Here is a 14,223-nt window from a genome sequence, read left to right as displayed (position 1 = left end):
AACAAAATGTTTTTATTTTTGGAAGAGGTTTACTAAATTATTTTAGAAAAATTCAGGATTTCTTTGATTCCATAGGAAAATGATTTGTATACTTTTTATTTTTAAAAATTTGATAACAAGCTGCGCTGAACCAGTCTTTTTGAAATTTTTGTATTTATTTACCGAGCATTAATCCACTTTATTCTATCCTTATAATAGTTATGGAATGTGTAGAAATAGTTTGTGTGTTGTGAGGCGTTTTTGCGTTTGTGATGTCTTCAAAAAAGTGTTGTCTATCTTTGAAAACCTCTTTTTATTGAGAAAGTTTGGAGGATGGTTCTGAAACTGTTTTTCGTAGCGCGAATGTAAGTTTTTGTTGGTGCATTTTGTACAATCAAGGAGTGATGGGTATGAAACTACGTGAGAGTGTGGTGCAGTTAAAAATGTTTCAAGCTCGTGGGAAGCGTTGTGAAATTGCACAACTTGAGATGATGATCAAAGAATTTGAGCGTATAATGACAGATTTAAAAGCGCAAATTATTGATGAAGAACGTAAATCTGGAAATAGTGATATTAATCATTTTGCGTATTCAACTTTTGCTCGTGCAGCGAGGCAAAGGTTTGACAATATTACAGATTCCATTCACGATCTACAGCTTCGAAAAGAAAATGCTCAAGCGACTTTATGTGAAATTGAAACAGAATTGCAACGTGCAAAAATTCTTGATGGGCGAGAAAACAAAACAAAAAAAGATCATGACTCTGTTTCTATTCAACCTCATTTAAGGGTTGGATAATAAATTTTTCAGATAGGATATAAATCTTTTAGATTGTATATGCTAAAGAGTAAGAAATAGCTAAATTTGTATGAGTTTAGCTATTTTACCGTCAGTTCTCAAATTCAATAATTAATCACTGAATTGGCAATTAATATCTATATTGTTGGAGTCTTGTTGTCCGTAATCCAGCTAAGCCGTGTTCATGGATCGAGTTTTGCCATGAAAGAAATTCTTCTACGGTTAAACTATAGCGCTGGCACGCCTCATCAAGACTTAACAATCCACCTTTGACAGCTGCGACAACCTCAGCTTTACGACGAATAACCCAACGTCTTGTTGTTATTGGAGGTAGATCAGTAAGTGTAAGCGGGTTTCCATCTGGGCCAGTAACGTATTTCATTTGTGATTTTACCAAATCGGTCATTATATTCTCTACTTTTATAGGATCAGATTTTTCTGTAAAGCGTGAACTTTAAAAAAGAACTAAACTCATTGAAAGAAAAAATATTTTTTATTTCGCTTATTTTCATTTTGTGCCACTCTTTAATAAAAATTAGTGCCACTAGTTGTCGGCAGGATAAAAAAATAATATGAAGACGTGATGGATGGCTCATATTGAAAATAGTGACAAGGTATATATGAGTAACAATGGCACATATTAATAGAGAATGAATATATGTTTTTGAATAGCCTTGATTTGCCAGGACCACCTGAAAATTCTCGTGTTGTTGTTGCAATGTCTGGTGGGGTTGATTCATCGGTTGTTGCAGGACTTTTAAAAAGAGAAGGGTATGATGTTGTTGGGATTACATTGCAGCTTTATGATCATGGTGCTGCAACACATCGTGTAGGGGCATGTTGCGCAGGACAAGATATTGAAGATGCTCGTCGTGTGGCAGAAACACTTGGGATACCTTATTACGTTCTTGATTATGAATCCCGGTTTCGTGAAGCTGTGATTAATCCTTTTGCAGAAAGTTATGCACGCGGAGAAACACCTATTCCTTGTGTAGCTTGTAATCAAACTGTTAAATTTGCTGATTTGTTGGCGACTGCCCGTGAATTAGGTGCGGATGCTCTAGCGACAGGCCATTATATTCGTAGTGTTTCTTATGGTACGCATCGGGCATTGTTTCGCCCTCTTGATTCTGAACGTGATCAAAGTTATTTCTTGTTCGCAACAACGCAAGAACAAATTGATTATCTGCGTTTTCCGCTTGGCGATCTTCCAAAAGCGCGTGTTCGAGAAATAGCAGAAGAAATGGGTTTCGCAGTTGCTGATAAGCATGATAGTCAGGATATTTGTTTTGTACCACAGGGGAAATATTCTGATGTGATTGCAAAATTGCGTCCAGAGGCTTCCTCTCCTGGAGATATCCTCCATATTAATGGACAAATTTTAGGTCGGCATTCAGGAATTATTAATTATACTATTGGTCAACGCCGTGGCATTGGTGTTGCAACCGGTGAAGCGCTTTACGTCATTTCCCTTGATGTAGAAAATGCACGGGTTATTGTTGGTCCACGTGAAATGTTAGAGACGCGTAAGCTTTTTCTGCGTGATGTTAATTGGCTTGGTGATGAGTGGTTAGGCGATTTTCCCAATTATATTGATGTGGCCGCAAAAATTCGTTCAACACGTCCTCCGTGTCCAGCTCGGTTATATTATAGAGAGGGAATTTTTTCTGTTGACCTCTTGGAAGGTGAAAGCAGTGTAGCACCTGGTCAAGCGTGTGTTTTTTATAATGAAAGTGGTGATGGAGCGCGTGTTCTTGGAGGCGGGTTTATTACGCATTCAGAGCGTTCTGCGGATGCTGAAGAAAGATTACAGAAAGTTTTGCATAATTGAAATACAAAAACCGTGGCTATTTTTTCAACAAAACAACCATTATGTGTGAGTAAAATACTCTATACTCAAAGGGTAAGTGTTTTTACAATTTGAATATTATCGGTTTAATTGAGTTTATCAAAATCAGAAAAATGTGCCAGTGCAAGGCTTGATGCTGTAGCAATATTGAGGCTATCAAAGCCATAAGCCATAGGGATACGCAAGATTTCTGATTTTTGCAAAACATGAGTTGGTAAGCTATCATCCTCTTTTCCCAAAATAAGAGCAGTATGTTTCATTGTTTTTGCTTCTTTAAGATAGCGTGGAGCAAAGGGGGAAAGCGTGTAAAGATGAAAGTTTGCATCACTTAAAGTTTTTATAATGCTCTCAATATCATCTCCTTGTGTATAGGGTATTTTTAGAGTTGCACCAACAGAAGATCTGATCACTGTTCGGTCAAGCGGATCACAGGAAGTTTTATCAACGATAATGCCATAACTAGCAAAGGCAGCTGCGTTGCGAAAGATCGTACCCATATTCTCACTCTTAGAGATACCACATAAAACTGGCACTAAAGCGCTTTCTGGAAGATCTTGTAAGAATTCTTGTAATGATGGTAGTGCTTTGCGCTCACCAATACCGAGCATGCCACGGTGAACGTGAAAACCAGCAATATCATCCATGATCTTTTGCGGAACACAATAAATAGAACATGTTGGTTTTGTTTCTTTTAAAATGGGCATAATTTCAAGAAGGCGTGCTGCAACAACAAGTAGCGATAGAGTCGAAAAATTTTTTGAATGCAGCAGTGCTGACAATACTACTTTTCCCTCAGCAACGAACTGGTGTTGCCTTCCTACAAGATCTTTTTCACGGATATTACGATAAGGTTCCAAGCGCGGATCACCGGTCTCGTGGATTGTAATGATATTTAGAGTCATACTGAATTTTAACATTATTTTTTCTAAATCACCAGAGATTGAATAGTACATTTATGACTGAATAGAGAAGAGAAATAAAAAATTACATCATTTTTAAATTTAAAGTAGAATTTATATTGACTATATACAATCATAGGTATAAAACACAAAATTGCTGGATGCGGCACAATATATTGTTCTCGTATCAAGTACAGGGTCTTAGGTCCCCGCTATTTCCTAAGTCCATGTAATCCCTATTCATTAGGGAAGAAGAATCTGGGTTCCCAATTCCCAGATTCTTTTTTGTAGGGGTGCTTTATCAAAAAAATTTTCTTTTACTAATGTGATTTTTGGAATTTCAGCCTTGTCTGCTAAAGAATAAAGCTTAAGAAGTGTTTTGCTATTTCTACGATTGTTTTTGGAGTTGGGCTAGTATCACAGTCATTGTATTTTCATCTTATGATAGGATAGAGTTGCAAAGAGGATATATACAGGCAGCTTTATTTGTGTTTTTATGTAGTAGCTTTTTGGCTTAATGAAAAAGGAACAACAGTAAGTTGTGCAAGGCCATGATGAATTTTAGTAAAAAAGATTATTAAGCAGAGGAAATATTAGATTATTCAAGAAAAATTGGTGATCAAGTTAAAGAACTTGATAGTTTTAAAGGAGTTTTCTTGTTTTTTGCGAGCCATATTTGAGTTGTTCTATAATTGTGGTGCAACTAGTAATAGAACGGTTGTTACAAAGGGTAACAGTAGATTATAATAATTATTTCCTTTTAGGTTGAGACCATGATGCTATTAGAGGAATAGCAAAAGATATCGATGCTATCATAAAAAGGTGTTTATGGTGCGTTTAGCAAAGCGTGGGTGTGATTATGAGTGCAAAAATCAAGATACAACAATTGACGATAGGGTCTATTGTAGTCGCTTGTCTTGTTTGTGCTCTGAAATATTGGGCCTATCATATTACTGGCTCAGTTGCACTTTATTCTGATGTTTTAGAATCAGTTGTGAATATCGTTGCGGCGCTGGCAGCGTGGTGGGCGGTAAAAATAAGTTTGAAACCAGCTGATCAAGATCATCCTTTTGGGCATCACAAGGCAGAATATTTTTCTGCTATTTTTGAAGGTACACTGATCATTGTTGCTGCAATCATGATTTTGAGAGAAGCATGGTCATCTTTTGGGGATGTTGGAGTATCTCAAAAACCTGGAACATGGATTGGTATTAGTGCTGCAGCGAGTGTTATAAATTATTGTTGGGGTTTTGTTCTTATTAAGCAGGGGAAAATTCATTGCTCACCAGCTCTTAAAGCTGATGGGGAGCATTTAATAACAGATGTTTTGGGGTCATTTGGTATTCTAATTGGATTAGTTGCTGCTTTTGTGAGTGGGTGGGCTTTTTTAGACCCCATTTTAGCGATAATTATTGCTTTTCATATTCTTTGGCAGGGGTGGAAAGTGGTGAACAATTCTGTTCAGGGCTTAATGGATGTTGGAGTTGAATTCACTGAAACGATGCGCATTTATGATATTATTTTAGAAAATGCGCGTGGTGCAATTGAAGTGCATGATTTGCGTACTCGTGTTGCTAGTAGGGCTATTTTTATAGAGTTTCATTTGGTTGTACCAGCAACAATGCAGGTGAGGGAAGCCCATCAAGTGTGTAATCAAATTGAGGAAGCGCTTGAGGTGGAATTTGAAAATGCACGCATTATTATTCACATAGAGCCTGAAAGCGAAGCCAAGTTTTCTCCTAGTGTTGGCTGTTCCTTTAATGTAGTTTTTTGATTATGAATCAATAAATTAAGGAGATTTAAAAGGTCAATATTATAAACATTTTCTTTAATAAAGACCTGAATGATAGCTTAAATATTATATGGAGGCAAAATACATCTTATAGGAAAAGTATTGCATGCGTTGATTAACAATATTCCTGTGAGTATTTCCTGGTCGTTTTTGTTTCAAAAATTTAGAGATTTATTGTTTCAGTACACACGATGTCATTATTTTTATTGATAACACTATAGCGTTGTAACTGGCAGTACCATTGATGATGAGCGTGCTCAATAGTGAAAAAGTTAAAATTTGCAGGTGGGTTTTTTCCACCACAGCCTTGTGATGCAGAAGAAACACCAACAATAGGAATTTTCCTTTTTTTCTCTTCAATGATATTTAAAGTAGGCAAGTGAGTGTGGCCGTGAAGAATAAGTTCGCATCCATAGCATTTGATGACATTTAGAAAACGTTCTATTCCCCATAATTTTTTATGCCAAAGGGTTGCATGGTGAAAGGGGGGATGATGAATCATCACAACTCGAAAGAGATTGCGTGCTGCAGCTTCATCTAAAAGCTGAGACAAAATTTGCGCTTGCCTTTTTCCAAAATAGCCAGATGCTTGAAAAGGCGGTGTCGCAATAGCTGAAGAGGCTACTATAATAGCGATATTATCACGAACGCGCATATAAGGAAAAGCATTTTTTTGAGGAAAATCACCCTGAATCCAAGGTTGAAAAATAGTGCAGGCCTTTTGGAGAGCTCTGCGAACATAGGCATCATGGTTCCCAAAGGTTAAAGAAATATCATGAGGTTGTCCTTGGGTTAGTAACCAGTTTCGCGCTTGTTCAAATTCTTTATCCAAAGAGAGATTGACAAGATCGCCAGAAATGACAAGATGATCGGGATTTTTTGCTTTTATAGTGTACATTAAAGTTTCTAAAACACCGGTTGTCATTTGGTTTTTACGTTTTTTTTGCCAATGAAAATAACCAGTAAGACGTTTTCCAAAAAGTTCAGAAAAGGAAGGCTGTGGCACAGGTGAAAGGTGTATATCTGATATATGGGCAAGATAAAACATGAACTCTATCATAATGTTGAAAATGATTTAGGCAATGATAAAAATCCCATACACAATTAAAAGAGGTAGGAAGTTGTGATATGAAAAACAGTTTGTTGGCAAATAATAGAAATTTTTTTTAACATTTACGTTACCCAAAAAGAATGTTAAGAGCAGGGAAGTTTAGGAGAGGGATAAGACATGCGTGAAAAAATAAACGATAACGAAAGAATTCCTCAAATAAGGAAGTAAGTCTCTTTGTTCGCATGTTAATTTTTTCTAGGCATAAAGTCCATGACAGATGTATCTTTGGATTCTCGATTTTCCGTTTCCTTTTCTCTGACCGATAGTGAGGCTATAACTTATCACCCTGAAACACGTGATCATGATGCTCAAATTGAGCAAATCAATAAGATGGTTTTCGGTCCTGGTCGTTTTACACGTGCAAGTTATTTATTGCGGGAGGAGGGACGGCATAATTGTCAATTTTCTTTTGTCGCTTGTCTTGGAGGCAATGTCATTGGTTCAGTGAGGATGACTCCTATAACAGTTGGTGAGCAAGCTGCTTATTTATTAGGCCCTCTTGTTGTTCGTCCCGAATATAAAAATGCTGGGGTCGGTAGAAAGTTAATGTATATGACCTTACACGCAGCAAAAAATCATAATGTTGTTTTGGTGATTTTAATTGGGGATAAAAAATATTATGGTCGTTTTGGGTTTAAAAATGTTGAACATAAACAGATACACATGCCTGCACCGGTAGATCCAAAAAGATTGCTTATTTTGGAATTACAAGAAGGTGCACTACTAAAAGTAGCAAAAGGAAAAGTTCGTTATCGTTCATGTAATTGATATACTTGCTGTAAAGAGGCTGTCAGTTGCTTGAAAATGGTTAAATTGGTCAGAATTTTTAGCGACTTTCACGATACCATATACTACTGAGAAATAACAGACACGTTAGCAGAGCAAAAAATCCGGAAAAGATTGAAAAATGAACAGCGCTAACCAAACGGGTTTCTGTTGCTTCCTTTAGAATAATTGATTGAGGAAAGGAAGAGATGAATTTCGTTTGTGGTCCAACTATCTTTATGGGAGGAATATGAATACCGTTTCTTTTTTCGTGATGTAAACGTGTTATATAGCCACCCGTGTTTTGAATGATGGGCGCCAATTTTTCTTCTGTTGAAATTAAGTCAGATAATTCAGGATTATCGAGTGCACCTATAGGGGCAAGAACTGTTTGGTTGCCATTGTGGATTGTAAAGATCCCTATTTCATCTGCATTTATAGTTCCTATAAATACACCTTCTTGTTCTTTACTGAGAGTGATATTTTCTTTTTTGCCAGAGGGGAAAATGACTTCAACGGGTTCTGGGTGATCTTCAAGTGTTTGTCGACGAATTGTTAAACGATGGAGATCATTCACAGCACTTAATTTCTCTTCTTCAAGTTCTGGTTCTTTCATGAGCCAATGGGCAATACGACGGTAGAGAGAAGCGTAGGGACCTCCACCTTCGAAATTTCGTGCCCAAAGCCAACTTTCATCGGACAGCAACATACCTACACGTCCTTTACCAATATGGGAGAGGAGTAAGAGTGGTTGTTCATCAGCTCCTTTCATGATGGTAAGGCTTTGGCCTGTTTGTTTAATTGCAATTTGTCTTAACCATTGTCCCCATTGAGTAGCTGGGTGGGTGGGTGTTGCAAGATTTCGTGTAACAGGGTGACGTTCGCCCTCTTTTGTTAATGCAGGACGAAAAGGTTTTTCAATAACAGTTCCATTTGGTAATGCGGGTAGGATACTTATCAAAGGTGTTTTAGCAAGTGATTGTTCACCAGCAAATTCAGGTCCTGTAACCATTAGTAATGCACCACCTTTTTGTACATACTGGGTGATATAATCATAATAAATGAGTGGTAGTGCACTGGAATGTTGGTAGCCATCAAGAATGATGAGATCAAAATTATTAATTTCTTCAACAAATAGCTTAGTTGTAGGAAAAACAACTAGTGATAATTGGCTAGAAGGGGTGTTATCCGCTTTTTCAGGAGGACGCAGAATAGTAAAATGAACAAGATCAATATTGGAATCACTCTTTAAAAGATCACGCCATGTGCGTTCACCATTATAAGGTGCACCCGAAATGAGAAGAACTCGCAAAGTTTCTCTGATCCCTTCAATGATAGCAATGGCTCGATTGTTATCAGAGCTTAATTCACCCTCGTGTGTATCTGTAGTCACTTGAACGATGTTTTTTTCAGTATGAGGAAGAGTGATGTCAGTTTGAAAGATGATACCAGGCGTTACAGAATAGCGACCAACCTCTTGGTTATTGACACTCACAGAAACGTTTACTTGCGCTGACATTTCCTTTTTGGGTTGGCCTTTATCTTCAACCAAAATAGAAAGTGTTTGTGGTTTATTGATCAGAGCAAAACGGGGAGGAGAGATAAGTTTAATTTGGCGGTCAAATTCATCTGTTCTTCCTGTTATAAGGGCGTTGATTGGTGCTTTATGATGAAGTTCTGATATTTCAGGAATATTGTGCACTTGTCCATCAGTGATCAAAATTGTTCCTGCATAGAGGGATGGTGGTATATCAGATGTGGCTTGTGTCAAAGCATAAAATAAATTCTCTGATGATGCATAATGATTATCAGAACGTTTTCTAGCTTCAATAAAGCGCGGCTCAAATTGTGGATAGCGCGCCAGTGCGTTGGTTAATTGTATGCGTGCTTTGTCACTGTCTTCTGTACGTGTACCTAAAGTTTGGCTTTTACTATGATCAATGAGAATTCCTACAATACTTTTAACGGGTTCACGTTGCTCTTTTTTTATAACAGGATTGAGTAAAACAAGAATGAGAGAAGCTAAGGTTGTAAGACGTAATAAAGCTCCGCGCTGCTTTGTGATGAAGCCAACGATGATAAAAAAAGCAGGAATCCCGCCTAAAAAGAGAATCCAAAAAATAGGAAGGAAAGGCTGAAAAGTCAGAGATTCTATCATTACCTTCTCTCTTTGTTAAAACGCTCTAATAGTGCAGGAACATGGATTTGATCAGCTTTATAGTTTCCTGTAAGGACATAGATGACGATGTTCAATCCTGCACGAAATGCCCATAGACGTTGCATAGAATCATTGGAGACAAGAGGATATTTCCATGTATCTTTGAAGTCTAAGGCCCAAGCACCAGCAAAGTCATTAGCGGTGATAAAAAGAGAACTCACATTATCGTCAGTCATCATAGAATTTTTATTTTTTTTATTTATTGATGATGATGCAACCCATAAAGGTGATCCACGGTAACGTCCAGGAAAATCAGGCATAATATAAAAAGAACGGGAAACAACATGATCAGCAGATGCAGGTTCAAGGGTTGGAATATTAAGTTCACTTAATATAGCCCGTAATCTCTGTGTCGCTGGGGTTGCAATTTCTTCAAGAGTCAGATTGGTATTTATCTGATCGCGTGTATCAAATAAAACGGCTCCTCCATTTTTCATAAAAGCACTTATTTTTTCAAGAGCTTTTTGCGTTGGCATAGGACTGTTAGCGTCAAGAGGCCAATAAATTAGAGGATAAAAAGCAAGTTCATCTTTATCAAGATCAAGAGCTATAACAGAACCAGGTGAGAGCATTGTACGATCTGCAATGAACTGGCTCAGTGTTTCTAGTCCACTCTTACTTGTGGTATCAATTTCATGGTTATTGGTTATAACATAAGCAAGGTGGGTAGCTCCCGCCGCTTTCACCATGATTTCATCATGAGTTTTTGTGGTTTGTGCGTAGACATTTGATATATCTGAGAATAAGCTGGCCAGGCCTATTATAAAAAGTAATAGAAGGAACATACTGAGTTGTCGATTGAAAAAAAAAGCTTTTCTCATCCATAAAACGAAAAAACTATCAAAAGCAAATAATAAAAGCGCTAATCCTAAAAGTGGTCCAGTAAAATGTTGTTCTTTCATTTCATATGATAAAGGATTTTTTCCTAAGGAATTTGGTAATGAAGTTTTTATTAAGCGAGAAGAAGGCGTTAAGAGATTCAAAGCATAAAAATTATTGTTAACGCCATAAAACCCAGGTGGGGTATGATAGGATGGTATGGGGAATTTTTGTTCATCAATAATGAGTGGAACAACATGAAAGGGAGGGGATTGCAATTGTCCATCGGCATTTAATATCCGCCAGGGATTTTGTGGTGCCATTGCTTTCATTTGAGTTAAGGAGGTGTTGTTGTATACACTGAGTGTGATAAGTTTTTGCAACATTTGTGCAAAAAATCCAGAAAGCGCAAGATTAGACCATGTAGGATCAGGTGCGGTATGGATAAAAATGAGAACACCTTTTCCGTAGTCAGTTGCTGTGATAAAAGGGGATCCATCAGCAAGACTGAGCCATGTTTTTTCAAAAAGATCTGGGGTTGGTTCTGCTAAAATTTGGCGTGAAACAGTTACATTTTCTGGAAAAAGAAGATCAGAGAAGAAGCTATTTTGCACAAAAGGTGCTAATTTTTGTGGTTTAGCCCATGACATAACACTGCCGAGTGAACGTTTACCAGGGCGCAATGGCACAGGTAATAAGCTATCATATTGTTCTGTTGAACTGAGATTATCTCCAGCAAAACGAATAAGTGTTCCCCCTTTATTGACGAAATCAGAGAGCTTTTTTTCTGCTGCTTGTGGCATGTTAACAATGTCACCCAAAATGAAGACAGAAGGGTTTTGTTTGAGTAAGTAATCAATGTCAGCTGAAAGCTCTCCTCCTCCTGTTGTTATAAGTTCTGCGTAGCCCTGCAATGCTTTAATGACATAATAAAATGGAGATAGTAATGGTTGTACCATTTCATTGATACTTGATGATAAGAGAGCAACACGGTTTATTCGGTTACGGCTATCAACTAAAAACGTTGCAGCAGCGTGGGCATGATTATCAATTTTAATCCATGAGATATCATTGCGTAATTCAAGCGGTAAGTTGAAAGGAACCAGAACTTCTTCTTCTCCTTCATGAAAATTTGTTGTAAAGCGTCCAAGGGGTTTACTTTTAAAATCATAAAGGCTTAGCGTTATCGGAGTTTCACCTTGAGTAGTTGCACGAATAATGCGTGCTACCATGTTTCCATTATGATTATCGATAGCTTTTATACCGGTAAGTTTAGAAATATCGGATGAATACCACAGGAATGTTTCAGGTTTTAACTGTTCAATGAGAGTAAAAGCCTGATCATCTTCATTTGTTTGTAAGCTATCACTCAAATAGGCAATATCAAGTGTTTGACCACGAGTTTTTTCAATGAGCCGATTCAATGCCTTTAAGCGGTCGATAGGCCAGGGTTGAGGTTGTAAATGCATTAAATGTTGTTTTGCAACTTCTGCGGGTAAAGGGCCAATTTCTTTGGGGTCATTTTCAGCTGTTGCAAGAAAATAAACATCTTTTTTTTGTTTTGTTGCTTGATCAAGTAAAGTTTCCGCAACAACAATATATTTTTTCCACTCTTCAGCAGAGGCCCATCCATTATCAATAATGAGTGCAAGCGGTTGAGATCCAGAGAGTATAATTGGATTTTGATGCCAAGAGGGACGTGCCAAAGCGATAATGATAAGCGCTGCTATGGCTAATCGTAACAACAATAACCACCAAGGTGTATGGTTGGTTGTTGTCTGTTGATTAGTTTGTTTAATCAAAAGACGCAAAGGAGGAAAGATCTCTTTATGAGGTTTGGGAGGCGTTATCCACAATAACCACCAAATCATAGGCAGAGCAAAAAAACCAAGTAAAATTAAGGGAGCACCAAAACTCAAAGTGATCTCCTTCCATGAGATGTAGCACCACTCATTCTGTTTGCGAATTGCAAAATAATTTCTGTTAAAGGCCGATCAGTTTTACTAACATAGTAGGTCCATCCTTGGTGTGAGCAAAAATTGATCAATTCTTGTCGTCTTGCTTGGTAGAGGTTGCAATAATCCTCACGGAGGTGTTCTGCTCTTCCTAGAAGAATTTTTTCTTTTGTTTCAGGATCAAAAAATTCTGTACGACCTGTGTAAGGAAAAGACTCCTCGGCTGGATCAGCAACTTCAATCAGATGTACGTTGACCTGTTTTGCAGCTAAAGCTCCTAAATTTTGAATAATCATTTCAGGATGATCTAGAAAGTCACTGATGATGATGACTTGTGAGAATCGTGTTATAGTTGAAAAATTCGGAAATGGATTTTCATCTTGGTAATGAATTAAAGCTAGAGCCATGCGTTCCGCGACATTGGATGTCATGGTGGGAGCCATTAAATCAGGGATAGCAATATGCTCACCGCTTCGCGCAAGAAGTGTTGCTAATGCAAGAGAAAGAATGATAGCATAATTGCCTTTAGAGCTTTTAGAAAAGCGCGAGCAATACTGCATAGAGGCACTTTGATCAGGCCAAATCCAAACGGTTTGCGCCATTTCCCATTCATATTCGCGTAGGTAAGTATTTTTACCACGTGCTGAGCGGCGCCAGTCGATGCGTGTAATGGGTTCTCCTTCAGTATAAAGACGAAATTGCCAGAAATTTTCTCCATTGCCATGTTTGCGCTGGCTGTGCCATCCGGTTATCATTGTGTTTGCTATAAGGCGTGCTTGTAAGAGGCAATAGGGTATATTGGCTACATCTTTATGTAGTTTTTTTGTAAGCGATTTTGCACTTTCTTTAAAAACTTTTCTGCCAATGGCCATTAAAGAGCGCCTTTCACAAGAGTAGCAATAATATCTCTTACAGTTATATCTTCAGCACGTGCAGAAAAATTGAGTGCCATCCGATGTTGCAATACGGGTTGTGCCAAGGCTTGGATATCATCAAGTGAGGGAGATAAACGTCCGTGATAGAGAGCACGAGCACGGGCACAAAGTGAAAGTGCCTGTGATGCTCGAGGACCAGGACCCCAAGCAATATATTTATTCGCAAGCGAATTATCTTTATGAGGGCGAGCTGAACGCACCAACTTCAAAATAACTTCAACAACATTTTCAGAAACGGGTATTGTGCGAACGATTTTTTGAATTTTTTGCAATTTTTTAGTCGACAAAACTGATTTTACAACTTGGCTTTTTTGATTTACCGTTTCTAAAATAATACGCCGTTCTGTTTCTAAATCAGGGTAATCAATGTCAATTTGCATTAAAAAGCGATCAAGCTGTGCTTCAGGAAGCGGGTAGGTTCCCTCCTGTTCAAGAGGGTTTTGGGTTGCAAGGACATGAAAAGATTGTGGTAAGTTATAATGGGTTCCAGCAACAGTAACATGGTATTCTTGCATAGCTTGCAAAAGGGCTGATTGTGTACGAGGAGAAGCACGATTAATTTCATCAGCCATAAGAATTTGTGCAAAAATAGGACCTTGAATGTAACGGAAAGAGCGTTTACCATTTTTATCTGAGTCCATAATTTCAGAACCGATAATATCTGATGGCATCAAATCGGGTGTAAATTGGATGCGCTTTGTATCAAGTCCTAATACAGTTCCTAATGTGTCGACAAGGCGTGTTTTAGCAAGCCCTGGAACGCCAACGAGAAGGGTATGACCCCCTGCTAAAATAGCTGTTAAGGTGTGTTCAATTACATGATTTTGGCCAAAAATAACTTTGTCAATTTCCTTTTGCAGAAGATCTAATTCTTTATGTGCCTTATCAATATCACTAACGGTGAATTTTCCATCATCATTCATATTGGCCTTTTTGACAGAGTTGGATAATGTATCATCTTGACTCATTGATTTCTTCCTTAAGGCATTTGTCGCAAAATAATAATTGTTTTTATATTGATCATAAATATTTTATGATTTGTATCAAAAAATAAAGAGAAAATAAGTGTGATAGGCGTTTTTTTGGTATTTTATATATAGATAA

11 protein-coding genes are annotated in these 14,223 nt (G+C 37.7%); 4 read left to right on the top strand and 7 right to left on the bottom strand.

The features are described from left to right. The first annotated feature begins 389 nt into the window (after positions 1-389). A complete protein-coding gene (locus H710_RS05250) occupies positions 390-776 on the top strand; it encodes a hypothetical protein (protein WP_041849774.1) in 387 nt (128 codons plus the stop codon). A gap of 130 nt (positions 777-906) precedes the next feature. Here H710_RS05250 and H710_RS05245 read toward each other — a convergent pair whose 3' ends face one another. Further along, positions 907-1,182, bottom strand: a complete 276-nt coding sequence (locus H710_RS05245) for a DUF1153 domain-containing protein (protein WP_041849773.1) — start codon at positions 1,180-1,182, stop codon at positions 907-909. A 252-nt stretch (positions 1,183-1,434) separates the two neighbouring features. Between H710_RS05245 and mnmA the strand changes: the two genes are divergently transcribed. After that, positions 1,435-2,607, top strand: coding sequence for a tRNA 2-thiouridine(34) synthase MnmA (gene mnmA, locus H710_RS05240; RefSeq protein ID WP_041849772.1), 1,173 nt, complete (start codon positions 1,435-1,437; stop codon positions 2,605-2,607). A 104-nt stretch (positions 2,608-2,711) separates the two neighbouring features. On the opposite strand, the gene H710_RS05235 is transcribed toward mnmA, so the two are convergent. Then, entirely contained in the window at positions 2,712-3,527 is an 816-nt protein-coding gene (locus H710_RS05235) for a TrmH family RNA methyltransferase (RefSeq protein WP_041849817.1), read from the bottom strand. Between the two features lie 856 nt (positions 3,528-4,383). Between H710_RS05235 and H710_RS05230 the strand changes: the two genes are divergently transcribed. Next, positions 4,384-5,298, top strand: a complete 915-nt coding sequence (locus H710_RS05230; RefSeq protein WP_041849816.1) for a cation diffusion facilitator family transporter — start codon at positions 4,384-4,386, stop codon at positions 5,296-5,298. Between the two features lie 181 nt (positions 5,299-5,479). On the opposite strand, the gene H710_RS05225 is transcribed toward H710_RS05230, so the two are convergent. After that, entirely contained in the window at positions 5,480-6,376 is an 897-nt protein-coding gene (locus tag H710_RS05225) for a metallophosphoesterase family protein (protein WP_041849771.1), read from the bottom strand. Between the two features lie 261 nt (positions 6,377-6,637). Between H710_RS05225 and H710_RS05220 the strand changes: the two genes are divergently transcribed. After that, positions 6,638-7,195, top strand: a complete 558-nt coding sequence (locus H710_RS05220) for a GNAT family N-acetyltransferase (protein ID WP_041849770.1) — start codon at positions 6,638-6,640, stop codon at positions 7,193-7,195. A gap of 58 nt (positions 7,196-7,253) precedes the next feature. Here H710_RS05220 and H710_RS05215 read toward each other — a convergent pair whose 3' ends face one another. Genes H710_RS05215 through H710_RS05200 form a run of 4 tightly spaced genes read right to left on the bottom strand, consistent with a single transcriptional unit; the run spans position 7,254 to position 14,087 of the window. Next, positions 7,254-9,350, bottom strand: a complete 2,097-nt coding sequence (locus H710_RS05215) for a glutamine amidotransferase (protein WP_041849769.1) — start codon at positions 9,348-9,350, stop codon at positions 7,254-7,256. Then, entirely contained in the window at positions 9,350-12,148 is a 2,799-nt protein-coding gene (locus tag H710_RS05210) for a DUF4159 domain-containing protein (protein WP_041849768.1), read from the bottom strand. Before H710_RS05210 ends, H710_RS05215 begins: the two co-directional genes overlap by 1 nt. Next, a complete protein-coding gene (locus tag H710_RS05205; protein ID WP_041849767.1) occupies positions 12,145-13,056 on the bottom strand; it encodes a DUF58 domain-containing protein in 912 nt (303 codons plus the stop codon). The genes H710_RS05210 and H710_RS05205 overlap by 4 nt, the downstream gene beginning before the upstream one ends. After that, positions 13,056-14,087, bottom strand: coding sequence for an AAA family ATPase (locus tag H710_RS05200; RefSeq protein ID WP_041849766.1), 1,032 nt, complete (start codon positions 14,085-14,087; stop codon positions 13,056-13,058). Before H710_RS05200 ends, H710_RS05205 begins: the two co-directional genes overlap by 1 nt. Between the last annotated feature and the right edge of the window lie 136 nt (positions 14,088-14,223).

It is taken from the genome of Bartonella bacilliformis Ver097 (assembly GCF_000709795.1).
Taxonomy (GTDB): Bacteria; Pseudomonadota; Alphaproteobacteria; order Rhizobiales; family Rhizobiaceae; genus Bartonella; species Bartonella bacilliformis_A.
Note: the sequence above shows the minus strand (reverse complement) of the source record. Positions and strands in the feature narration are given on the sequence as shown.